Here is a 21844-nt window from a genome sequence, read left to right on the forward strand (position 1 = left end):
CGGCGGAGGCGGTGATGGTGTGGTGGGAGGCGATAGTCTTCACGTGGAAAGTGCTTCTCGATCTGGCGGGGACAGGACCTTAGACAAGCCCCATCCTCCCAGCTCAGAAGCACTTTTCTTATGTAGTTGATCAATCTGCGCGAAATTCACCGCGAAAGCCCGAGGCTAAGGATATCCAGCGCTACTCCGGACGGATGCTTTCTCGATGTCAGGCTCGGCAGTGCCTCCGCGATGACCAATACCGGAGGCGGGACGGCCGCTGCTCGCTCTGCGGGGACCACTTGATCACCGCTGACCAGCCACCCAAGTCGCCCTACCAATGGGCGCGATGGTGGCTACACGTCGTCCGGCGCGCGATGGCAGCCGACTACCTCACGCACTACGGACGACCCGGCCCGACCGGCGATGGTCAGACCCGCCTCGTTCACGCCTCCTGCCATCGCGGCTACCTCGCCCGAATGCGCAGGAGCCCAGCACAGCACACCTGAACCGCCCCTTCGCGGCTTGCTTGAGCCGTGTGCCGCGACGAGTGATACGCACGGTTCTGAGGGGGCCCCGGTGCAGCGATGCACCCGGGGCCACCCGGCGAGCGGAGGGCCTTGATCGAGCACATCAGGAGCGCAGATCAGGAAGTTCCACGACTTCCGCGAGCCGACGGTCGGTGATGAGGACAAGCTCGCCGACCGGCTGGCCACCAAGATCGCGCGAGGCAACGACATGAGCCGGTGCGCTGATTCAGCGTGGGTCGAAATCTTTAGGGCAATCCGGCTGGGACCGTTCAAACGAAGGAGAGGGCCCGGCGCCCGCCGAAGCCCTTCCTCGCTATCGCCGGGGATCAGAAGTCGAACTCGCCCTTTTTCGCACCGTCTATGAACGCCGCCCAGACCAAGGGCGAGACAACGTATGCAGGCTGTTCAGGATGCTCGGAGAGGCGCGACTCCTGACGCCGAGGTTGCGGGCTCATCGGCTGGTTACGCCGGGCACCCTGCCGGCTTGGCACCGGCGCTTGATCCGAGATCGGTGGACGTATCCGAACCGGTCCGGCCGCCCGAGGATGAGCAAGGAGGTTCGGGATTTGGTGCTGCGCGCCGCAACGGTGAGGGCGCCTTGGGACGCCCTCACCGTTGCGGATCAGCCGACGGCGTAGGCGCGGGTGATCGTCTGGGTCACCCCGTCGCCGGCGGTGTCCGTGACTGCAGCGCGGATGGAGACGAATCCGGCCGCGGGAGGGTTCGTCAGCGTGGCGATCCAGCCGGAGCCGGTGCGGGTAACCGGGACGGGACGCCAAGTGGCGCCGTCGTCGGCGGACACCTCCAGCCGGATCGAGTTCACCCTCACCTTCGTGGTGCCGGGGTTGCGCTCAACCCACATGGGCATGCGGGTCGTGCTGCCCGGCTTGGCGCGGTTGAAGTCGTCCAGGCCCTCGGGGCTGTAGCGGACGGCCATCAAGGGCAGCGGCTGCTGCGCGGCGGTGGTGGCGGACGGGAACGTCCAGACCGATTTCACCTCCGTGGAGAGCGTGGCCTGCCGGCGCATCGACGTGGTCAGCGTGTAGGCGCCGGATCCGGCGGGCAGGTCGGCGCGCAGTTCGCAGGTCCGCGACTGGTGGACGTCGCAGTCGGCGAGGTCGGCGGTGGCCAGCGCCTTGCCGTCCTTGGCGAGGGTGGCCGTGCCGGTGGCGGCGGCGTCCGAGCCGGTCCTGCCCGGCTGCCCGTCGGCGAACATCGCCGTCGCGGCGAAGGTCAGGCTGTCGCCGGTACGGTGGCCGGCCGACAGCAGGAACGACGGCCCGGTGACGGCGGCGTTCCAGACTTCGCTGGTGTGACCGCGTTTCATGAGCTTGCCGCCGTCGGAGGTCAGCGCGGTGCCGACCTGGAGGCTGCTGCCGTAGACCAGACCCGGAGTCCGATAGTGGACGAGCGTGCCGGGCAGCGCGATGTCGCCGACCGACGAGACCGGGAGCTCAACCATTGAATCGCCGACGTACAGGCTGACCTGGGGTGAGCCCGTCGCAGCCGCTCCGGAGGCTCGGTAGGTCGCGGTGACCTTGGCCAGTTCCTTCTGTCTGGCATGGTAGGTGGGGTCGTCCGGAAGGCCGCCGCCGCGCCGGTCGACCAGGGTGTAGACGTACGGGCTGGGCGAGAGGTCCTTGCTGAGCCACGTGGTCGCCAGGGTGTAGGTCAGGCCTGGTGACGCGGCGGGGATGAGGAAGACCTGGGAGTTGGCGTCAAGGCCGAACATGCGGCTCCAGAAGCCCCACGCGCCGTGGTCCAGCCCGAGGGAGGAGACGCGCTGGAGTTGGGCGCTCGGGTCGTCGATGGTGGTTTTCGTGGGGGGGACTGCGCGACCAGATCGCCGAACTGCTACCCGCCCTCGGACTGGCGGATCTGCGCTGCTATGTCGGTGGGCGACAGGTTCGCGGCGAGGAAGGCCTCGCTCCTGGGCAGGCTCAGGTGCAGGTCGGCGGAACTGCTGACTGCGATCTCCCCGTAAGCCAACTCGAAGTCCAGCGAGTGGCCACCGTGCGCGTGCTGGTCATCTATGAAGTGCAGGTGGTAGCCGGCCACGGAGATGCCCTGCTCGTAGTCGGGCGTACGGTAGCCGGCCAAGGTCCCCGCGACGTCGGTGAACCGGGTCACCGGCTCGTCGGCGGTGGCGTCGGTCAGTGGCGGGTAGGGCGGCGTCTGCGCCATCACGGTGCGCGTGCGGACCTGGGCGAACGTGCCGGTGACCCGGATCGCATGAATCAGGTTCACGCGCCTGTGGGTGCCAAGAACTCGGCCACCCTATGCGACCTGCCTGTATTCGTGGATCAGCCCGCCGAGGCGGTCACGTCGGATGACCGTGGCATCGTCCTCGGGCGGGCGGGGAAGGGTCCGCAGCGGAGTGTCCGCCGGCCGTTCGACAGCACATGGGATCCTCGGGTACCGGAATTGAACCTGTGGGGCCCGCTCACGCCACCATCGGTAGGCCGCGGCCCAGGCCGGTGATGCGCAGCAGCCGGGACATGAACGGGCGGGGCGCGGTCAGGGCCACGGTGATGCCCATCGACCGGGCGCGGCGCTGGATGCCGACCAGGACGGCCAAGCCGCCGGTGTCGCAGAACGACACCTTCGACAGGTCGAGGATGAGCAGGCTCGTGCTGTACTGCAGCGTGCTCATCAGTTGCCGGCGGAGCGCCGCACTGGTGAAGATGTCGATCTCGCCCGACAGGTGGACGGTGGTCGGCGTTGAAGGGTCGACCCCGCCAAGTGGCGCGGTGTTGATGGCGGTCATGGAAGTCTCCCCTTTGGAGAAGCTGAAATGAGATGAGATGCCCTCCGGCTGGAAAGCTGACCCGCCGCCGGGTCTGCCGTGGCTGAACCGGCTCGATCAGGTCGGCGGACGGTACGTGAATTACGCCGAAGCTGATGGCCGTCTGATGGAGTGCCGCGCCTCCTGCCCGCTGACCGAGCCGCTCTCGCTCTCCCAGCGGGCCACCCTGTCGGCTGTCGCGCGGAGAGCGGGATCGGACGGCAGGTGCGCGAGGGCAAAGATGGCATCGTCAGTCAAGTCGGCGGTGTTCTGGGCGGTGAGCTTGAGCGCGTCCTCGGCAGGGCCGACAGCGGTGTCCGGCGGAATGATCAGCAGGGCGACCGGCTCGTCGGAGGCGAAGAACAGAACGATCACGTGAGGGTCGCCATGCCGGAACCCACCGATGCGGACCGTCCGTCCACGTGCCGGGATCCGACGTGGGATGCGCCGCCACGCGTCCCGATGCACGCCTACCAGCAGCGTGGTCCGCTGCAGCCGCTGATCGACGGCGGCGATGAGATCGGGTAGTTCGGCGGCCGCGTCACGGGAGTAGGGCCACCAGGCCCCGTTCACCACGGCTGGCCGCTCCAGCACCGGGTGGAGACTGAGCCGTAGCTCAGAATCGACCCGAGGCATCGCGGACGAGGCGGAGCTCAACGGTACAGGCTGAGAAACAAGCGTTGGCGTCATGGTCGTCTGACCTGTCCAGCCCCAAGAGGAGGGCCGCGATGAGTGGTTCGCCGGGGGCGACGCAGACCTGAATGCCAACGCTCGAAAAGACCTCGGTGTCTTCGACACTACCCTGTGCTTCCGAAATTCTGTAATTCCGGAAGCAGCCCGAGTAGGTGACGTGCTCGGCACCACCACTCACCGGAGCGCGAACTGGGTCATCCAGGCGATAAAGAATCTGGTGATGGACCTGGACGATGCGGGCCGCCGGGCGCGCTATCTGTTCCGAGACCGAGACGGGAACCTCCCTGCCCTCATGGGCTGGTCGAACGGCCCGATCGGCGTCGCCGTGCGCGATATGAAGATTTCACCACCTGGACGTCCTTCTCCGCCCCGCCCACACATGTCTTCGTCATAATGCGAGATTCATGGCTGGACGGCACCATCCGCCAACCCCTGACGCCGTTCCGTCCTGCCCGAGCTCCCCAGGCCGGAGGCGACACTGTCCATAGGCGACACCTGCAGATCCAGTCCAACGGTGTGCATCCGGATGCAGGCGGGAGCCATTGGCTGATGACCGCCAAGGTGAAAGCCACCACACGATCGACGTCGGAGGGGGCCACCGGAGCCCAGCCGGCTGTCCCGGCCATGGCCATCGACGGAAAGCGGTCCCGTACAGGCACGCAGCGGGATGCCCCTCCACCACCATGCGCGCCCGCCCCGAGGGATAGACGTCGAGCAGCCGGACGATCACATGGATGGACGGCGCGTCGGCGTCCACCCGCAATGCGACCTCCGCCGGCCCCACGATGTCGAACGGTGTGTCCTGCGCCTCCCCCGTGAACGTCGATCAGGTAGGGAACCGGGGTGAGAGGGTTGTGCGTCCAGGAGACGCACGTGGCCACGCCCTCCGCCTCCGGGCGCAGCCACCACCGTCGACGCTGGAGAGCGCGCGGTCTCCCTGCGTCAGGTGCGGCTTCACCAGGCCGGTGTCCCCGGCCGGCCAGCGGTCGGCGATCTGCCGGCCGAAGTTCGCGACCCGGTACCGCACCCGGGGAGCCCGCCACCGGCCCGGACGGCCCGACAGGTAGTGGTCGAAGAACCGGGTGGGCTCGTCGAGCATTCTGGGCAGGTAGCGTGCCAGCGCATCGTCGTCGACCTCGTGGTCCTCGTGCGGGTGACCGTCCTCAAGCAGCTCGAAGTCTTCATGATCCGTCGCGTTCATGCGGAGGAACTGGTGCGCTGCGGCCGGCGACGCGCCGGTCCAGTGCCAGTCGTCGAGCTGGCTTCGCTGGAGGTTGTCCCACCAGGGGGCGAGTCGAGTCCGGCCAGCGGTTCGGGCGGCAGGACGGCTCCGTCGAGCATGCCCGGCGTCGTGAACGTGTACAGGGCCCACTCGTAGAGCGGAAGCTTGGGCACGACACCGGGCGAGAACAGGTCCATGAACCGCGAGCCGGTGACGCGCGGCACGATGGCCCGCAACGCGGGGTGAAGCTGTAGTAGGAGTCTCCCAGCATGCCGACCGTGCCGTCGCTCCACGGCTGCGCGACGATCCAGTCGATCGTCTGGTGGCCGTCCGCGGCCTCGTTGACGAACGGGAAGCGCTCGCCGTCGGACCGGAACTTCCCCCTGACGTCCTGGGCGACGACCGCGAAACCGTGGGCGTTGAGATAGGCGGCGATCGCCGGGATAAAGGTGTGATGAACTGCTGCAGCCGTTGACGATCCACCTCCAGCCGCTCCGCCATCGGCACCGTCGACTTACGCCGCCCGTCCAGCATCAGCCCCCGCAGGTACAGCCCGCCGTTGGCCCGCTGTCGTGCGGGGGCCGGCTCGCCGGTACGACCAGGCCGGTCTCGTACGCGACGACCACCGCCTGGGCACGGCTGTTCAGTCCGAGTTTGCCCATCAGGCGCTTGACGTGGGTCTTGACCGTGGCCTCGCTGAGAGTGAGGCGGTTGGCGATCTGGGCGTTGGACAGGCCGTTGCCGACGAGGCGGAGCACTTCGGTCTCCCGGGCGGTGAGGGTGGACAGTTCGGCCGTCCCCACGGAGGTGGTGCGGTGGTGGTGGGCGTAGGTGTCGACGAGTTGCTGCGTGATCCGGGGGGTGATGAGGATGTCGCCCGCCACCACCGTATGCACGGCCGCGATGATCCGGTCCGGCGGGGTGTCCTTGAGCAGGAACCCGGACGCGCCCTCGCCGAGCGCGGTGTAAACGTACTCCGGCAGGTCGAACGTGGTCAGGACGATCACGTGCGGCGGCTCGGGCGCGGCGAGGATGCGCCGGGTGGCGGCGATCCCGTCGAGCACCGGCATCTTGATGTCCATCAGCACCACGTCCGGGCGGGCCGAGGCGGTCAGGGTGACGGCCTGCTCGCCGTCGGCCGCCTCGCCCGCGACCTCGAGGCCCGGAGCGGCGTTCACCAGCGCGATGAGCCCGGCCCGGATCAGCGCCTGGTCGTCGGCGATGAGCACGCGGATCGTCATGGCACGTCCGCCATCGGCAGCCGGGCGACGACGTGGAACCCGCCCTCCTCGGCGGGGCCGGCGGTGAGCACGCCCCCGTACAGCTCGGCCCGTTCGCGCATGCCGCGGATGCCGTGCGACCCTGAGACGTTGGCCGGCTCCTGGTGGCCGGGATGGCCGTCGTCGCTGACCCGCAGGGTGAGCGTGCGTTCGCCGTAGCCGACCTCGACGCGGGCACTGGCCGGGCCGGCGTGCTTGAGCGCGTTGGTCAGCGATTCCTGCAGGATGCGGTACGCGCACAGGTCCGTGCCGGGCGGCAGCGGCCGGGGGGCGCCGGTGATCTCGACCTCGACCGGCAGGCCGGCGGCACGGGTGCGGTCGACGAGTTCGCCGAGCAACGCGAGACCGGGTTGTGGTGACACGTCCAGTTCACCGCTCGGGTCCACCCGCAGCACGTCCAGCAGCCGGCGCATCTCGATGAGCGCCTCGCGGGTCGTGTCGCTGACGGTGGTGATCGCGGTCCGCGCGGTCGGCAGATCGGTGTCGAGCACGTATCCGGCGACGCCCGCCTGCAACGAGATCACGGACATGTGGTGCGCAACCACGTCGTGCAGTTCGCGGGCGATGCGCACCCGCTCGTTCGCCGCCGCGCGGGTCGCCTCCTCCGCCAGCCTCCGCGTACGTTCGCCCCAGCGCCGCGTACTGTCCGCGAGCACCCACGCGCCGGCGACCAGCAGGTTGTCCTGGAAGAAGTCAGGCCACTGGAACGGACCGGGCCTGGTGGCGTAGGACAGCACGATCAGCGCGACCGTGCCGAGCACGGCGGCGGCCGCGACGGGCCGGGGCCGCAGTGTCGTCACGGTGAACAGCCCGACGATGATGCCCATACCGGCATTGGGGAACATGCCGTAGCCGACCAGGATGTAGACGGCGAGCGCCGCGCCGATGATCACCATGGTCAGCACCGGCGTGACCTGGCGGAGCGCGACCGGGGCCGCGGTGAGCACCGCGAGCACGTAGGCGGGCAGGGGCGCGGTGATGTGCCAGGCCATGGTGGCGATGGTGATCGCGATCAGCACGGCGGCGAGCAGGATGTCGCCGAGTGCCGGTTTCATGGTCATCGCCATGTGAACACCGTAATCGGGCGGGGCTCGCGGTGTCGCGGACCAAACGGGGTATCCCGTTCTACCCCCTGTGGGGTAGCCGAAGTTGCCGTCGTGGAGCGACGACGCGGGCTGCCGCGCGCGCCTAGGTTCGGGCGTGCCGGTTCGTACGGCGACTCCGACTACGTGAGGAAGTGCCGATGGAAGTGTCTGCCGCGGTGGTTCACTCGTTCGACCACCCGCCCCGCTACGGTCCGTTCGATCTGCCCGTGCCGGCCGACGAGGACGAGGTGGTCCTCGACGTGCTCGCGGTCGGCCTGCACCCCCGGGTACGCAGCGGGGCCGCCGGCCGGCACTACACCAGCACCGGCAAGCTGCCGATGGTCCCCGGCGTGGACGGCGTCGGCCGGCTCCCGGACGGCCGGCTGGTCTACTTCGTGGCCGATGACGAACTGACCGGCCCGATGGCCACCCGCACCGTGGTCGACGTCCGCCGGTGCGTCCCGCTTCCGGATGATGTGGACGTGGTCAAGGTGGCCGCCGCGATGAACCCGGCCATGTCGTCGTGGATGGCGCTGCGCCGCCGGGTGCCGATCCGGCCCGGCCAGTCGGTGCTGGTGCTGGGCGCCACCGGCAACGCCGGGCAGATGGCCGTCCAGGTGGCCAAGCGGCTCGGGGCCGGGCGGGTGGTCGGCGCCGGGCGCGACCCCGGCCGGCTGGCCCTACTGCCCGAGCTCGGCGCGGACGCCGCGGTCGCCCTCACCGACGCCGCACTGGCCGAGGCCGCCGCCGAAGTGGACCTCGTCCTCGACTACCTGTGGGGCGAACCGGCCGCCTCGGTGATCCCGGCGCTGCTGTGGGCGCGCTCCGATCGCGGCCGGGAGCTGAACTGGATCCAGATCGGCGCGGTGGCCGGTCCGACCGTCGAGGTGCCGTCGGTGGCGTTGCGCTCGGCCGACTTCCGGTTGCAGGGCAGCGGCCAGGGCGCGGTGTCGGCCCGGGCCTACCTGGAGGAGTTGCCCGAGCTGGTGGACGAGATCGACCAGGGCCGGATCGCGGTCAGCGCCCGGGCCGTCCCGCTGGCCGAGGTGGAATCGGCGTGGACCGCCCCAGAACGGCCCGGCGTCCGGACCGTGCTGGTCACCGAGGAGGTGTGAACCATGACCGAGGTGATCATTTCCGGGGCGGGCCCGACCGGGCTGGTGCTGGCCATCGAGCTGGCCCGGCGCGGCGTGGACTTCCTGCTGGTGGACAAGGCGGCGCGGCCTTTCGCCGGGTCGCGGGGCAAGGGCATCCAGCCGCGCACCCTGGAGGTGTTCGAAGACCTGGGGGTGCTGGATCGGATGGTCGCCGCCGGCGGCCCGTACCCGCCGCAACGCCTGTACGCCGAGGACGGGCCGATCGACCGGCGGATCATGGAGCACCAGGAGCCGACCCCGGCTGAGCCGTACCGGGATGGGCTGATGCTGCCGCAGTTCCGCACTGAGACCATCCTGCGCGAGCGGCTGGCCGAACTCGGACACGCCGTACGCTATGACCACGAACTGCTTGGCTTCGACCACGACGACAGCGGGGTGGTCGCGCGGATCGGCAAGGCGACGGTGCCCGCCCGCTACCTGGTCGGCGCCGACGGCGGGTCCAGCGTGGTCCGCAAGACGCTCGGAATCGGCTATCCGGGACGCTCCCTCGACATCCGGGCGTTCGTGGCGGATGTGCGCGCCGACGGCCTGCCCGCCGATGTCTGGCACACCTGGAACGAGGGCACCCTACGGCAGATCGCGATGTGCCCGCTGGCCGGCACCGAGTTGTTCCAGTGCCAGGGCGGCCTGCCGCTGGAGGGCGAGGTGGACCTGTCGGCCGCCGGGCTGACCGCGATGCTGATCGACCGTACCGGAGACAGCGGCATCGTGGTGCGGGAGGTGGGGTGGGCGTCGGTGTACATGATGAGCGCCCGGCTGGCCGACGCCTACCGCAGCGGGCGCGTCTTCCTGGCCGGGGACGCGGCGCACGTGCACCCGCCTACCGGCGGCCAGGGGCTGAACACCAGCATCCAGGACGCCTACAATCTGGCCTGGAAACTGGCCGCGGTGCTGCGCGGGGCGCCTGAGGCGATGCTCGACTCGTACGAGGCCGAGCGGCGGCCGATCGCCGAATCGGTGCTCGGGCTGACCACCCGGCTGCTGGACGAGGCCGAGCGCCGCGCGATGCGCCGCGGACGCGAGGCCCACCAGCTCGACCTCGGCTACCCGCTGTCGCCGCTGACCGGCCCCGGCCCGATGGCCGGCTACCGGGCACCCGACGCCCCGCTCACCGGCGCCGCCGGCCGGCCGGTGCGGCTGTTCCAGCTACTGGCCCACCCATGCTGGACCCTCATCGGATACGAGGTGCCGGACGTCCCGGCCCCGCGCGCCGGGCTGAGCATCCACACCATCGGCAAGCGCGGTGACCTCGTCGACGACGGCGGCCACCTGCGCCAGGCGTACGACCTGTCACCCGGCGACTGGGTGCTCATCCGGCCGGACGGCTACATCGCCCTGACCAGCACCGATCCCGCCGACATCGAGACCTACCTGGACCGGACCGGCCTGCGCCGGTCGCAGAACTGAAAGAGGCCGATCATGTCCGCACAGACCCGAAAAGAACACCGTCAGGTACGACGCGCCGCCGAGTTGCGCCGCGCCGAAGCCCAGCGGGAACTGCACCGCTTCGGCCGCGAGACCCGCCGTGCCGGCAAGACGAGCCTGATCCTGGTCCGGGCCGGACTGGCCGAGCTGAGTGCCCGGAGCTTGACCAAGCTGGCCGCCCGCCTGCGCGGACCGTCCTGAGCCACGGGAGGCACGCGCGCTCATCGCCTTCCGGGCCAAGGCGGCCGACACCCGTGGCGTGCTGTCGTTCTTCCAGTGCGACGTGCCGTACGGGTGGCAGGCGCCGGTGCACCGGCGAGAGCGAACTGTTCCACATCACCGAGGGTGAATGGGAGACCACCTGCGGTGCGGCGGAGGATGATCGCGGGCGCGGGCTGCTGCGGTCGTGAAGCCGCCTCCGCGTGATCGGCCGCAAGCAGGGGTCAGAGGCGATGCTGGTGGGCGTAGATCACGGCGTGTACGCGGGTGCGCAGGCGGAGCTTGGCGAGGATGCGGTTGACGTGCGTCTTGACCGTGCCCTCCTCGATCCAGAGTTCCCGGGCGATCTCGGCGTTGCTGAGCCCTTGCGCCAGGTGGTGGAGCACTTCCCGCTCGCGGGCGGTGAGCAGGTCGAACGCCGGGGTGACCGGTTTGGGGCTGAGGGCGGCGAAGCGGTGGATCAGCCGTCTGGTCACCTGGGGATCGATGAGTCCGTGGCCCTGGTGGGCCGCGCGGACGGCGTCGAGCAGCAGGCGCGGGTCTGTGTCCTTGAGCAGGAAGCCGGCGGCTCCTGCTTGGAGCGCGCCGAACAGGTACTCGTCGAGGTCGAACGTGGTCAGGGCGATGATCGTGGGTACGGTATCCGCGCCGGTGAGGGCTTCGATGGCGGCCAGGCCGTCCATGCGCGGCATGCGGATGTCCATGATGACGACGTCGGGTCGATGCCGGTGAGCCGCGCGCACGGCCTGGGACCCGTCGCCCGCCTCGGCGACCACTTCGATGTCCGGCTCGGCGTCGAGGACGAGCCGGAGCGCGGAGCGGACCTCGGACTGGTCGTCGGCGATCAGTATCCGGATCGTCATGTCATCCTCCGCTGTGGGTGGGCAGGACGGCCTCGACGCGCCAGCCGTGCGGGGGGCGGGGACCGATGTCGAGCCGTCCGCCGAGCAGGTGGGCGCGTTCCCGCATGCCGCGCAGGCCGCTCCCGGCCAGCAGGTGGCCGGCCGGTGGGTGGTCCTGGCCGTCGTCTTCGACGAGGATGGTCACGGTGTCCAGGTCCTGGTGGATCCGCACGTCCACGCGGGTCGCGGCGGCGTGCCGTACCGCGTTGGTCAGGGCTTCCTGAGCGAGGCGGTAGCCGGCGTGGTCGACCAGGGCGGGTAGGGGGCCGGCCGCGGCGTGCCGGTCGATCGTGACGTGAACGCGGCAGCCGGGGGCCGACAGCCGGTCGGCGAGTGCGGGTACGTCGGCGAGGGTGACGCCGGTGGGCCGGTGTTCGTCGCGCAACGCCGTCAGGAGGTGGCGTACGTCGCGCAACGCGGAGGCGGACAGGTCCGCCACGGTGCCGAGGGCGCGTGCGGCCGGTGGAGGCGCGTCGGGCAGGACGTGGCGGGCGGCGTTCGCCTGCATGCGGATCGCGGTCAGGTGGTGGCCGACGGCGTCGTGGATCTCCCTGGCGATCCAGGCCCGTTCCTCGGCCACGACCCGGGCGGCCTGGGCCTGGTGCAGCAGGACCTGTTGCTCGGCACGTTCCCGGTGCAGGTGCAACGCGTATCCGACGGCGATCGGCGCGACGGCGATCAGCAGGCCCTGTGCCAGGGGCGTGGGGCTGACCCGGGCCGGGAACCCGGGTGGCCAGGCGCCGCCCGGGAGCGGGGTGGCGAACAGGATCGGCGTCAGTGTCGATGCCACGGACAGGAGAAGCAGGACAGGGGCTTGCCGTGGCCGATGATAGGTGGCCGAGCAGAGCGCGACGGCCGCCACCAGCCGCCCCGACCATCCAGGCACCCCCGTGCCGAGCAGTGCCACCGCTACCGAGACGAGCGCCACGCTCACCGGGAACCGGCGTCGCAGCGCCAGCGGCGCGGCCACGCCCACGCTGAAGGCGGCCAGCACCAGTGGAATGCCCACGCCCGGCCCACCTGGCACGGGCGGCGCAGTGACTCCTCCACTCGCCCCACTCAGGTCCCACAGTGCCCGCTCCCAGCCCGCCGCCGCGTAGACGGCGATCGCGGAGGCGAGCGCCAGCAGGGCATCCGCAGCCATCGACCGGATGCCCGGGATCGCCGGCAGAAGCCGCGACCTTCGCGGGCGGCGGCTCCCGTCCGCCGGCCGGCGGATGGGCTGCGGCAGGCAACGGGTGCCTGCCGGCATGGGGAACGTCCGGAGCCGGCCTCTGTGCTCAGGTGGCATGCGGCTCACCCTGGGCCACACCCGCCTGCCAGGGCAAATCCGGGCATCAGCATTCGGTTCCGGGAGCAGGGAGGATCTTGTCGACGAAGTACGCGTTCACCTTCTCCGTGACGCAGGCGTTGCCCGAGAGGTAGATCTCGTGGCCCGGCCCGTCATGGTAGATCGTCCGGCTTCCCCGTACCTGGTGGACGACCCGCTCGGTGCCCGGGAAGTCGGCCCAGGTGCCCACGCCGAGCAGCGGCGGCACGGTCTTGGGCAGCGGCCCGGTAGGGAAGGTCACCGGCGATGGATAGCCGAGGCAGCGAAGCCTGGTCACCGTCGTGCCACCCGTCCCGGTGTTGGGCGCGACGGCGCGCAGCCGCTTCATGGCAGCCTTCAGCGCGGCATAACTGGCAGGTCGCGGCATGTCCTGACACGCGATGACGTCCGGGTTCGGTCCACCGAGCGCGGGGAAGGCGGCGAACTTGGACGCGTCGCCACGTCCGGCGGCGGCGATGGCCTCGGCGATGGCCGGCCACCGCTCGGGTCCTTGGGAGATCAGCGCTTGTCCGAGGTAGTCCTGCAGTTTGACGCCGTCGAAGCCGCCGGGCTGGAGCGGTACGCGGTCCGCCTGCGCCATCAGATCCTGCCACAGGCGCGGTACGTCCTTGCCCCGCAGCACGCAGGAGGGCTCGTCCGCGCACCACGCGATGAATCGCCGCAGCCGCCGCTCGCTGTCGCGCGCCCGGGCCGTATTCTCCTTTTCCGGATCGCTCATGTTGCCTGTCCCGTCCAGGACCATGGTCCGGATGCGCTTCGGGAACAGGTGAGCGTACGCCTGCCCGAAGGTGCCGCCGTACGAGCCCATGAAGAGATTGATCTTTGACTCGCCGAGGGCGCGTCTGATCGCCTCCATGTCGCGGGCGTGCGTGACCGAGCCGACGCTGTCGAACAGCTGGGGATCGGGATCGTGGCAAGGGGCGGCGTCCGCCCGGTTGCCGGCCGCGATTCTGTCGAATCCCGCCTGATCGTCCGGCAGCTCGGGATCGGTCTTGCTCTTGATCTGGCAGGGCAGGTGCGTACTGTAGCCGTTGGTGTAGCCGCGCGGGTCCCAGGTGACGATGTCCATGTTCTGCCGGAGTTGCGTGAACGCGGTCGACACGCCTGGCACGTCGCGAAGGTAGGCGATCCCCGGTGCGCCCGCGCCGAAGTTCGCCAGCACCGTCCCCTTGGCCGGGCGGGATCCGGTGGCGGCCAGCCGGCCCAGCTTGAGCTCGATCGTGCGGCCGCCGGGCTTCGACCAGTCCACCGGAACCCGCATTGTGGCGCAGCGCATGCCCGTGGCGCCGCCCCCTCCCGGGCAGTCACCCCAGCTCAGAGTGCCTTCCCGGGCAGCGGCTGTGGCGGCAGACTGGCAGAGGACCACCAGCGTGACTGCCGTGGCCAGAGCGCGTGTGATGTTCATGTGCCGAGCCTGTCGCGGACCAGCCTACGGATGCGTCACACCTTCGATAGACATTTCCGGCGCGACCGGTCGCTCGGAAAACCAGCAGCGCCACATCCAGCTCGGCGAGGTCGTCGGCCAGGTGACCAGGTTGTGCTGGTAGCGGGTGTCCCACGCGTTGGCCGTCAGGTGCGAGCGGGAGAAGATCGCTGTGACGGATGCTCTACGAGACGTGCGCCCGCTCCGAGGAGATCCTGGACGTCGAGGACTTGGACCTGGCCGGCCGCCGCTGCCCGGTGAAGTCCAAGGGCGCCCAGCCGAAGGTGCGCCAGCGCGGCGCCGTCCGCGCCGGCTACGTGCTGGAGACGGTTCTCTGGGACGCCGGCACCGCCCGGCCGCTGCCCTGCTCGACCGGCACACCGCCCTCGCGGGCCCGGGGACCGGCTGGGACCTACACGAGTACCGGCACTCCGGCCTCCTCGCACCTGGTGACGCCCGGCGCTGAACTCCGCCGGCCGTGCTGCCTGTCGCCGATACGGCGGTGCCGCACGGCACTGGGCTCTGTATCTGGTCCGCACCCCCTCTGGGATGCCGATGCTGTGGGCGCCGGCCGGCCCGAAACTCGGCGAACGCGAGATCCTGGCCGCCATGTGCCCTGGGCCACGGGACCCTGAGCACTCTCCACTCAGCCGGCGTTGAACGCCTCCTCGACGGTCAGCGTGTCCTCGTACAGGTGCATGCGGACGATCCGGTTGTCCTCGACCATCAGGTGCATGGCCGCCGGTGTGGTGAACTCCTTCCCGCTGGCCGCGACGGTGTGCGTGAAGACCGCCAGCAGCACCACGTCACCACCGTCGACGATGACGCGCTCCAGCACGACCTTGCTCCTGCCGTGCGCGAAGTGCGGCCACATCGTGGTGAAGTACGGCGCGACCTCCTCCCGGCGGGTACGGCGCCCGGTCCAGGGCAGCGCGTCACTGCCGGGGACGTGCCAGTCGATCTCCTCGGCGAACAGTTCCTGGATGCCGTCGGGGTCCTGCCTGCCGAGGCGCTCCACGAACTTCTCGGCCACGGTCCGCGAGGTCTGAGTATCTGTTGCCATCGTCCTTGTCCTTTGTCTTTCTTTCGTATGAGGTGTGCCGGTCGGGCCTCAGCCCTGGGCTTGCCGCTCAGCGGCCCGCCGAGCTGCATGAGCGCCCCGCCTTCGCGCAGCGCGGTGGACCGGCGCGAACCCGAATTCGGTCAGCAGCCGTGTGAAGGGGGCTTGGCGCTCTCGTCGTCACCGGCGAGGAAGACGACCTGGTTGCCGTCCTGGTGCCGGGGATCGGGCTGCCGCATCGCCCGCCCGGTAGTGGACCACGCTCTTCATGACTCACTCCTTGTTGTGTCGAAGTTGTCTCGAAGCCGTTGCCCTGACGACGGTCGCAAGTACGCGGCTCAGACGCCCTGGAGCGTCGAATGCGTCCGGCGTCGCCGATTTGGCGCCTAGAGCTGTGTGGCGCCGCCGTCGACGAACAGTTCCGCGCCGGTCGTGAAAGTGCTTTGGTCGCCGGCCAGGTAGAGGGCGGTGGCGGCGACCTCGTCGGGATGGCCGGCGCGGCCGAGCGGGGTCGGTGGGGCGAGCTCGGCCGCGGCGGGCCGATCGCCGTGCGGGAAAGCGGCGAGGAGCTCGTCCAGGCCCGGGGTCTCGACAGGGCCGGGGGTGAGGGCGTTGACGCGGATTCCGCGGCCGGCCAGCTCGGCGGCCCAGGTGCGGGCGAGGCTGCGGATCGCGGCCTTGGTGGCGGCGTAGACGCCCAGGCCCGGGACGGCCCGCAGGGCCGAGCTGGAGGAAAGCAGCATCACCGAGGCGCCGGCCGTCAGCAGCGGCAGCGCCTTTTGGACGGTGAAGACCGTGCCCTTGAGATTGATCGAGGTAGTGCGGTCGTACTCCTCCTCGGTGATCGCGCCGAGCGGGCCGTAGTCCCCGACCCCGGCGTTGACCACCACGATGTCCAGGCGGCCGCTGCGGTTCGCGATCTCGGCGAAGAGCCGGTCGAGGTCGCCGAGGTCCGAGGCGTCGCCCTGGATGGCGATGCCTCGGGCGCCGACCTGCGCGACGGCGGCGTCCAGCGCGGCCTTGCGGCGCCCGGTCAGGTAGACGGTCGCGCCCTCGGCGGCGAAACGGCGGGCGATCGCCAGGCCGATGCCGCTGGAGGCGCCCGTGACGAGGGCGGTCTTGTCGTTCAGTTGTCCCATGAGACTCTCCAATTTCTTGATGTAACCATGTTGGTTACATCAGCGATGCGCAAGATGCGACCCCCTCGACCAGGGGAAGTCGACGGTCCGAGGTCAGGCGGCTTTCAAGACGTCCCGCAGCACGTCCTCCAGCGTGGTCTTGGCCAGCTCGCTGCGCAGGGCGGCCTCCACGTTGTCGTACACGGCGGTCATCGCCGGCCCGATGCCGTGGCCCACGACGCACCCGGGGTCCGGTGTCGCGCGATGCAGGGCGAAGACCGGTCCCGGTTCGATCGCCTCGTAGACGTCAAGCAGGGTGATCGCCGCCAGGTCCCGCGCGAGCATCCAGCCCGCCCCCGCACCCCGCCGTGAATCGGCCAGGCCGGCCTTGCGCAGCTCGCCCAGCAGGCGGCGGATCACCACCGGGTTGGTGTTGACGCTCGTCGCGATCTGCTCGGAGGTTGCGACCTCGTGGCCACGCCGCTGATACAGCCCGATCCATGTCAGGGCGTGCGCCGCGATGGTCAGTCTGCTGTTGGCACTCACGTCGGACTCCACCTCCCCCGCCCCTCGGTTCTGGTCGTAACGATAGTTGTTACAACTGCATGCGGCAAATCCTGGGCCGGCCTCGTCAGCCCGCCCGGCGCGTGCACCTGGCCTTGAAGGGTGTCAATACTCTGCTCACCGTTGTGAGCTGCGGGTCTGTCCCAGGTTTCCTGACCGGAGCAGTGGGCGAAGTCGGGCTTGCTCGAGGCTCATGGCATTCCGCCTCTTCTACATGATCTTGTACCGCGCACTCCCGCCTGCACCAGGTCACCGAGCTCCGGTACGACGCGCCCCGCGCCCTGCCCCGCACGCTGACCCGGAGCGCCCTCGGACCGCCCGCGCGCCCGCAGGACCTGCCGGAACGGCCAGCAGCCTGGATTGCCCTCCTCATGATCCACAACAACCACGGACCGCACCCCACGCTCCGCGAATTGACCAGCAGGATCCCGCGGTCCCCGACCCCCAGGTGCGCGAACGTGCGGAATCGCCGTTGATCTGCTGAACGTGTATCGTCGGGAACTATGTTCCGCCCCCTGCAAGCTGGCGAGCCGACCCAGCTGGGTGACTACCGCATCATTGGGGGCCTCGGTGAGGGCGGGCAGGGCGTGGTCTACTTGGCCGAGCGTGCCTCGGGCGAGCGGGTGGCGATCAAGGTACTGCATGCCAGGCTGGCGAGCAGGAGCGAGGCGCGCGGGCGTTTCTTACGCGAGGTGGACGCGGCCATGCGGGTGGCGGCGTTCTGCACAGCCCGCGTGCTGGACGTGGCGGTCGACGGCGACAGATCCTACATCGTGTCGGAGTTCGTTGACGGCCCGTCACTGGAGGATTCCGTCCGCGAGCACGGACCCAGGTCCGGAGGCGCGCTCGATCGCATCGCGGTCAGCACGGCCACCGCACTGGCGGCCATCCACCGGGCCGGGATCGTCCACCGCGACTTCAAGCCGTCGAACGTCCTGTTGGGCTCCGACGGCCCCCGGGTGATCGATTTCGGCATCGCGCGCGCGATCGACATGACCGCCACCGGCGGCTCGGTGGGCACCCCGGCGTACATGGCTCCCGAGATGATCCACGGTGAGCCGGCGCAGCCCGCATCCGACGTGTTCAGCTGGGCGGTGACCGTGGGCTTCGCCGCAACCGGGCGCCCGTTTTTCGGCCAGGACACACTGCCTGCGGTAATGTACCGCATCCTCAACGCCCAGCCGGATCTGGACGGCGTCCCCGAGCCCCTGCGCGCCGTTCTCTCCCGCTGCTTGGCCAAGGCGCCGCCGGAACGTCCCACGGCAGCCGAGGTCCTGCACCTCCTCCTCGGTCAGGGCCAGACCGTGACCAAGCCCGTCGGCGGGGACCCGGCCGCAGCTCCACCAGCGGAAGCTCCTCCGGCCGGAGTGACACCCGCCTGGACGCCTTCTACCGGCACGCCGTCAGCAGGACCGCCCCTCGCCGGGCTCGCCGGGACACCCGCTCCCGGAACGCCACCCGTCGCCCTCACCACAGACTCACGCCGCAAACGATCCAAGCTCCTGGTGGTGGGCTCGGTCACCTCCGTGGCGGTACTCGTGAGCGTGATTGTGCTGGCCCTGCGGTGGGGAGCGAGCGACTCTCCATCAACACCCACGCCCTTGGCGGCGACGGACATACCGTCGGCGACGACCAGCGTCGCCGCCCGGCCGTACGGCAGGAGGGTGGCAGAGGTCACCCTCGGCGACGAGGTGAACACCCTGGCGGTGAGCATCTACGCCGGACAGCGCGCGGTGCTGGCCGGCAGCACCAAGGGGGTGGCCAAGGTGTGGAAGTTCGACACGCGCCCCAGCGAACTCGCCAAGCTGAAGAACGCCGGCGGCGAGGAGACAGACGCCGCCATCGACGTGGGCGAAGTAGACGGGCAGGCGGCCACGTTCAGGCGGCTGCGGAATGGCGCCGTCATCGTCTCCGGCGCGGAGAGCGTCGAGCCGCTCGGCCCCACCTACAAAGGCCACCAGAAAATGGTCTACGCGATCGCCCCGGCGCGGGTGTCGGGCAAGACGGTCCTGGTCAGCGGCGACGAGGCCGGAAAGGTCCACGTGTGGGACCCGAAGACGGGCAAGGACTCCGGGCCCCAGCCCAAGGCGGCGGGCGGCGACCCGGTGTTCGGTGTCGCGACCGGCACGATGGACGGGCACCCGTTCGCGGTGACTGCGTCGGCCGACGACACCGCGCGGGTGTGGAGCCTGGAGACCGGCGCTCTGGGCGCCACCTTCCACGGCCACAGCGGTGATGTCTTCGCTGTGGCGACCACCGTGATGGACGGCGCGCCGGTGGGCATCAGCGGCGGCTCCGACCGCAAGATCCGCGTCTGGGACCTGCGCAACGGCCGGGAGCAGACCTCGTTCTCCGGCCACACCGCCGAGGTCGCCTGCCTGGCGGTGGGCAGGGTGAAGGGCCGCGCGGTCGTCGCCTCCGGCGGGTTCGACGGGACCATCCGCGTCTGGGACCTGCGCAGCGGCAAGCAACTCGGCGACCCGCTGAAGTCTCCCGGTGGGCGCGTCTACTCGGTGGTGATCGCCGAGGACGACGGGGAGTCCTGGCTGGCCGCGGGCGACGTCAAGGGCAACGTCACCGGATGGAGCCTCGGCCCGGCCTCCCCCTAGAGAACCGGTCATGTAATCGTCAGGACGCGAGGCTGTAGCAACTCGCGCGCATGGTTTGAGCTGGGATTTCTCCGTCCGAGCCATGCGGCTCGACGGTACGCGTTGATCGCTCCTCCGAGTACATTGTGGTGTTCGATCCGGCCTTCCATCGGCACCACCACATGTTCATCGTGATCGGGTGGTCGCTGCCCACGAGCCCGATTGGGTCGGTGCGCGTTGTAGTGATCGATGTACTCGTTCAGGACGGAGCGCAGGTGACGTTCGCTTTTTCGGCAACGTAAACGCGAACATTCCTCGCACTGGGCACCCTCGTCGATCCTTACCGCGATCACCTGCGAGAGCGGCGGGCCACCGACCCCGCCGTGCCAGTCCAGCAGTTGTTTCGTGAGATAAGAGAACTCGGCTACACCGGCAGCCACCAACCCGTCCCCAGCCCTGCTGCGCGGTGTCGTGGCGGCGCTGGCGAAGAGAACGAGATCGATGTCCCGCGGCTGCTGGGACTGATGAAGGCGATGAGAGCATGAGCGTCAACGTGCTGCGAACCGACAAGCTCAAGCGCCTGATCAGCCAGGGCATTCTCGTCGAGACCGAGCCAGGATTGTCCGCTCAGCCACGCCCCCAGCCCAGCTGATAACGCCCTGACCAGCCCACCTTCCCCAAGGCAAAGGACGAACGGGGCATCAACTCGCGCGCCCGCTGAGGGCGCCGGGCTGGCCCCCAACCGTCCCGTGGAGTGACCGGACGTACGGGTACTGCGGTGCCCGTACGTCCGCAAATCTCCAAGAAGGCCCCATTTCTCTGTTGAAACCGCCTCAAGGCCGATCCGTATCGTTTGCCCAGCCCCCAGACTGTGTCCATGCGTGGGGTGGCGCTCGCGGGATTGACGGTGGCGGCGTTGGTCGCCGCGTGCGGCAGCACGGGCTCGTACACAACCGTCGTGGGCAAGATCAGGAACGCCGGCCGGGTCGTCGTCGGCACCAAGTGGGACCAGCCGAGCCTGGGTCTGAAGACCGGGGAGGGCCCTCCCGAGGGCTTCGACGCGGACGTGGCCAAGTACATCGTCGACCACATCGCCAAGGGCCGGCAGGTGCAGATCACGTGGCGGGAGTCAGCCTCGTCCACCCGCGAGGCCCTGCTCCAGAACGGCAGCGTGGACCTCATCGTCGCCACCTACAGCATCGCCCCTTCGCGCCGGCCCATGGTGACCTTCGGCGGGCCCTATATCGTCACCCCGCAGGACACGATGGTCCGCGCGAGCGACACCAGCATCAAGAAGGTGACCGACCTGCGGGGCAAGCGGCTCTGCCTGGCGGAGGGCTCGAACTCCTACCGCCGGATCGTCGACCCCCCGCCCAACGGCAATCTGAACCTCCCCATGCAACTGGTGCCCGCGGCCAACTACTCCGACTGCGTACGCAAGCTAGCCGACGGCCGGCTCGACGCGATCAGCACCCTGGACCTGATTCTGGCGGGGTTCGCCGAGCAGGAGCCGGGCCGTTTCAGGCTGCTGAACGACCCCGTCAGCACCGAGGGCTGGGGAGTCGGGATCAAGAAGGGCGACACCGCCACCTGCGAGGCCGTCAACCAGGCGATCGCCGCGATGTGGCACGACGGCACGGCCACGCGGCTGCTGCACAGGTGGTTCGGCAAGTCGGGGTTCAAGGTGCCGTCGTCCCTGCCGAAGCCCGTAGGGTGCTCCTGAGCTGTGGGGACCGCCCCACGCCGTTGCCGATCTTCCGGCAGGAGGCGGGTTGCCTTTGGGTCTGGCCCACTTTCCGTGATCAGCCGTCCTTCCAAGATCACAACCATGTCGGGCCGGATGCTGTGGGGCTCAATAACTCGAATCACTACCAGCGCAGAGCCCTTCGTCCGGTCGCGTGCTAGGGTCACCGGCCATGGTTGGTTTAGAAACGATCAGTAACTGGCGGACGAAGATCTTCGTCTGGCTCGGGCTCCCTGCCATCGCCATTATCGGGCTGGTCTTCAGCGCGGCCGATGTGGTTCCCGCATGGCAGGCCAACGCCGGGAACGGCACGCCCGGTACTTTCACCGCGGTCCACGAGGATTGCGGCCGGCGTTCTTGCTCCTGGTACGGCGACTTCACCGCCACGGAGGGCAGCGCCAAGCGGGCCGACGTCATTCTTTATGACGAGCCCGACGGAATGGCGGAGGGTAAGGCGGTGCCCGCGCGTGACACGGGTGCTCGTAATGGCGTGTACTCCATGACGGGCGGGTACACCTGGCTGCTCACGACGGGTCTCGTCGCGGCGGGCGCGATCGCGGCGGTGGCCTGGATCGTCATGGTGGTACGCCTGATCAGCAGGCGGCGTACCCGCGTGCCCCAGCCGGCGTGATGAGGTGGCGGGCACCATCCACGGCTGGAGTGCCGCCCCGCCGAGGTGGTCTACCGGGGCGCCCGGCCTATGAATAGTCGTCCTCGTCGTACTGCTCCAGATGCAGCAG

At 69.7% G+C, this 21844-nt stretch carries 21 protein-coding genes and 2 pseudogenes; 6 read left to right on the forward strand and 17 right to left on the reverse strand.

Going from position 1 to position 21844, the window contains the following annotated elements:
- Positions 1-1131 precede the first annotated feature (1131 nt).
- From ACWEPL_RS59510 to ACWEPL_RS59555, 10 genes and pseudogenes are all read right to left on the reverse strand, one after another.
- The gene (locus ACWEPL_RS59510; RefSeq protein WP_452441939.1) at positions 1132-1971 is read right to left on the reverse strand and encodes a hypothetical protein; all 840 of its coding nucleotides are present in this window, start codon (positions 1969-1971) and stop codon (positions 1132-1134) included.
- A 392-nt stretch (positions 1972-2363) separates the two neighbouring features.
- Positions 2364-2756: an acetolactate decarboxylase gene (locus tag ACWEPL_RS59515; RefSeq protein WP_363969236.1), complete on the reverse strand. Its 393-nt coding sequence runs from the start codon at positions 2754-2756 to the stop codon at positions 2364-2366.
- A gap of 196 nt (positions 2757-2952) precedes the next feature.
- Positions 2953-3276, reverse strand: coding sequence for an STAS domain-containing protein (locus ACWEPL_RS59520; RefSeq protein ID WP_363969238.1), 324 nt, complete (start codon positions 3274-3276; stop codon positions 2953-2955).
- Between the two features lie 120 nt (positions 3277-3396).
- Entirely contained in the window at positions 3397-3984 is a 588-nt protein-coding gene (locus tag ACWEPL_RS59525; RefSeq protein ID WP_452441940.1) for a DUF5994 family protein, read from the reverse strand.
- A 391-nt stretch (positions 3985-4375) separates the two neighbouring features.
- Positions 4376-4798, reverse strand: a pseudogene (locus ACWEPL_RS59530) (CocE/NonD family hydrolase C-terminal non-catalytic domain-containing protein); the annotation flags it as partial.
- 15 nt (positions 4799-4813) lie between these two features.
- Positions 4814-5188, reverse strand: a complete 375-nt coding sequence (locus ACWEPL_RS59535; RefSeq protein ID WP_452441955.1) for a hypothetical protein — start codon at positions 5186-5188, stop codon at positions 4814-4816.
- On the reverse strand, positions 5169-5654 hold the full coding sequence (locus ACWEPL_RS59540; RefSeq protein ID WP_452441954.1) for a CocE/NonD family hydrolase: 486 nt from the start codon (positions 5652-5654) through the stop codon (positions 5169-5171). Before ACWEPL_RS59540 ends, ACWEPL_RS59535 begins: the two co-directional genes overlap by 20 nt.
- An 8-nt stretch (positions 5655-5662) precedes the next feature.
- Positions 5663-5779 (reverse strand): annotated as a pseudogene (locus tag ACWEPL_RS59545) (transposase); the annotation flags it as partial.
- Positions 5743-6450 (reverse strand): response regulator transcription factor, encoded by a 708-nt coding sequence (locus ACWEPL_RS59550; protein WP_363969244.1) that lies wholly within the window; start codon positions 6448-6450, stop codon positions 5743-5745. The gene ACWEPL_RS59550 and the pseudogene ACWEPL_RS59545, both read right to left, overlap by 37 nt.
- On the reverse strand, positions 6447-7556 hold the full coding sequence (locus tag ACWEPL_RS59555) for a sensor histidine kinase (protein ID WP_452441941.1): 1110 nt from the start codon (positions 7554-7556) through the stop codon (positions 6447-6449). Before ACWEPL_RS59555 ends, ACWEPL_RS59550 begins: the two co-directional genes overlap by 4 nt.
- 176 nt (positions 7557-7732) lie before the next feature.
- Between ACWEPL_RS59555 and ACWEPL_RS59560 the strand changes: the two genes are divergently transcribed.
- The 3 genes from ACWEPL_RS59560 to ACWEPL_RS59570 are packed head-to-tail and all read left to right on the forward strand — an operon-like array spanning position 7733 to position 10357.
- A complete protein-coding gene (locus tag ACWEPL_RS59560; RefSeq protein ID WP_452441942.1) occupies positions 7733-8689 on the forward strand; it encodes a quinone oxidoreductase family protein in 957 nt (318 codons plus the stop codon).
- Positions 8690-8692: 3 nt separating this feature from the next.
- Positions 8693-10138: an FAD-dependent oxidoreductase gene (locus tag ACWEPL_RS59565; protein ID WP_452441943.1), complete on the forward strand. Its 1446-nt coding sequence runs from the start codon at positions 8693-8695 to the stop codon at positions 10136-10138.
- A 12-nt stretch (positions 10139-10150) separates the two neighbouring features.
- Positions 10151-10357 carry a hypothetical protein gene (locus ACWEPL_RS59570; protein ID WP_452441944.1) on the forward strand — a complete coding sequence of 69 codons (207 nt, stop codon included), beginning with the start codon at positions 10151-10153 and terminating at the stop codon, positions 10355-10357.
- A 242-nt stretch (positions 10358-10599) separates the two neighbouring features.
- On the opposite strand, the gene ACWEPL_RS59575 is transcribed toward ACWEPL_RS59570, so the two are convergent.
- From ACWEPL_RS59575 to ACWEPL_RS59600, 6 genes are all read right to left on the reverse strand, one after another.
- Positions 10600-11238: a response regulator gene (locus ACWEPL_RS59575; RefSeq protein WP_452441945.1), complete on the reverse strand. Its 639-nt coding sequence runs from the start codon at positions 11236-11238 to the stop codon at positions 10600-10602.
- A 1-nt stretch (position 11239) separates the two neighbouring features.
- Entirely contained in the window at positions 11240-12421 is a 1182-nt protein-coding gene (locus ACWEPL_RS59580) for a sensor histidine kinase (protein ID WP_452441946.1), read from the reverse strand.
- Between the two features lie 193 nt (positions 12422-12614).
- Positions 12615-14012: an alpha/beta fold hydrolase gene (locus ACWEPL_RS59585; RefSeq protein WP_452441947.1), complete on the reverse strand. Its 1398-nt coding sequence runs from the start codon at positions 14010-14012 to the stop codon at positions 12615-12617.
- Between the two features lie 664 nt (positions 14013-14676).
- Positions 14677-15093: a nuclear transport factor 2 family protein gene (locus tag ACWEPL_RS59590; RefSeq protein WP_452441948.1), complete on the reverse strand. Its 417-nt coding sequence runs from the start codon at positions 15091-15093 to the stop codon at positions 14677-14679.
- A gap of 383 nt (positions 15094-15476) precedes the next feature.
- Positions 15477-16229, reverse strand: a complete 753-nt coding sequence (locus ACWEPL_RS59595) for an SDR family NAD(P)-dependent oxidoreductase (RefSeq protein WP_452441949.1) — start codon at positions 16227-16229, stop codon at positions 15477-15479.
- Positions 16230-16322: 93 nt separating this feature from the next.
- Positions 16323-16754, reverse strand: coding sequence for an Rrf2 family transcriptional regulator (locus tag ACWEPL_RS59600; protein WP_452441950.1), 432 nt, complete (start codon positions 16752-16754; stop codon positions 16323-16325).
- Positions 16755-17275: 521 nt separating this feature from the next.
- Here ACWEPL_RS59600 and ACWEPL_RS59605 point away from each other — a divergent pair.
- Complete coding sequence (locus ACWEPL_RS59605; protein WP_452441951.1) at positions 17276-19381, forward strand: protein kinase domain-containing protein; 2106 nt, start codon at positions 17276-17278, stop codon at positions 19379-19381.
- Positions 19382-19389: 8 nt separating this feature from the next.
- Here ACWEPL_RS59605 and ACWEPL_RS59610 read toward each other — a convergent pair whose 3' ends face one another.
- Positions 19390-19800: a hypothetical protein gene (locus ACWEPL_RS59610; protein WP_452441952.1), complete on the reverse strand. Its 411-nt coding sequence runs from the start codon at positions 19798-19800 to the stop codon at positions 19390-19392.
- 437 nt (positions 19801-20237) lie between these two features.
- Here ACWEPL_RS59610 and ACWEPL_RS59615 point away from each other — a divergent pair, with 437 nt between their 5' ends.
- Both ACWEPL_RS59615 and ACWEPL_RS59620 read left to right on the forward strand, forming a co-directional pair.
- Complete coding sequence (locus ACWEPL_RS59615; RefSeq protein ID WP_363969271.1) at positions 20238-21083, forward strand: glutamate ABC transporter substrate-binding protein; 846 nt, start codon at positions 20238-20240, stop codon at positions 21081-21083.
- Positions 21084-21276: 193 nt separating this feature from the next.
- On the forward strand, positions 21277-21735 hold the full coding sequence (locus ACWEPL_RS59620; RefSeq protein ID WP_452441953.1) for a hypothetical protein: 459 nt from the start codon (positions 21277-21279) through the stop codon (positions 21733-21735).
- Positions 21736-21844: the final 109 nt, after the last annotated feature.

This window comes from Nonomuraea sp. NPDC004186 (assembly GCF_053603495.1).

Coding starts and splice junctions, on each gene's coding strand:
- ACWEPL_RS59510 (WP_452441939.1), bottom strand. CDS start 1,971: ATGGTTGAGCTCCCGGTCTCGTCGGTCGGCGACATCGCGCTGCCCGGC.
- ACWEPL_RS59520 (WP_363969238.1), bottom strand. CDS start 3,276: ATGACCGCCATCAACACCGCGCCACTTGGCGGGGTCGACCCTTCAACG.
- ACWEPL_RS59525 (WP_452441940.1), bottom strand. CDS start 3,984: ATGACGCCAACGCTTGTTTCTCAGCCTGTACCGTTGAGCTCCGCCTCG.
- ACWEPL_RS59535 (WP_452441955.1), bottom strand. CDS start 5,188: ATGAACGCGACGGATCATGAAGACTTCGAGCTGCTTGAGGACGGTCAC.
- ACWEPL_RS59550 (WP_363969244.1), bottom strand. CDS start 6,450: ATGACGATCCGCGTGCTCATCGCCGACGACCAGGCGCTGATCCGGGCC.
- ACWEPL_RS59555 (WP_452441941.1), bottom strand. CDS start 7,556: ATGGCGATGACCATGAAACCGGCACTCGGCGACATCCTGCTCGCCGCC.
- ACWEPL_RS59560 (WP_452441942.1), top strand. CDS start 7,733: ATGGAAGTGTCTGCCGCGGTGGTTCACTCGTTCGACCACCCGCCCCGC.
- ACWEPL_RS59565 (WP_452441943.1), top strand. CDS start 8,693: ATGACCGAGGTGATCATTTCCGGGGCGGGCCCGACCGGGCTGGTGCTG.
- ACWEPL_RS59570 (WP_452441944.1), top strand. CDS start 10,151: ATGTCCGCACAGACCCGAAAAGAACACCGTCAGGTACGACGCGCCGCC.
- ACWEPL_RS59575 (WP_452441945.1), bottom strand. CDS start 11,238: ATGACGATCCGGATACTGATCGCCGACGACCAGTCCGAGGTCCGCTCC.
- ACWEPL_RS59580 (WP_452441946.1), bottom strand. CDS start 12,421: ATGGCTGCGGATGCCCTGCTGGCGCTCGCCTCCGCGATCGCCGTCTAC.
- ACWEPL_RS59585 (WP_452441947.1), bottom strand. CDS start 14,012: ATGAACATCACACGCGCTCTGGCCACGGCAGTCACGCTGGTGGTCCTC.
- ACWEPL_RS59590 (WP_452441948.1), bottom strand. CDS start 15,093: ATGGCAACAGATACTCAGACCTCGCGGACCGTGGCCGAGAAGTTCGTG.
- ACWEPL_RS59595 (WP_452441949.1), bottom strand. CDS start 16,229: ATGGGACAACTGAACGACAAGACCGCCCTCGTCACGGGCGCCTCCAGC.
- ACWEPL_RS59605 (WP_452441951.1), top strand. CDS start 17,276: ATGTTCCGCCCCCTGCAAGCTGGCGAGCCGACCCAGCTGGGTGACTAC.
- ACWEPL_RS59615 (WP_363969271.1), top strand. CDS start 20,238: ATGCGTGGGGTGGCGCTCGCGGGATTGACGGTGGCGGCGTTGGTCGCC.
- ACWEPL_RS59620 (WP_452441953.1), top strand. CDS start 21,277: ATGGTTGGTTTAGAAACGATCAGTAACTGGCGGACGAAGATCTTCGTC.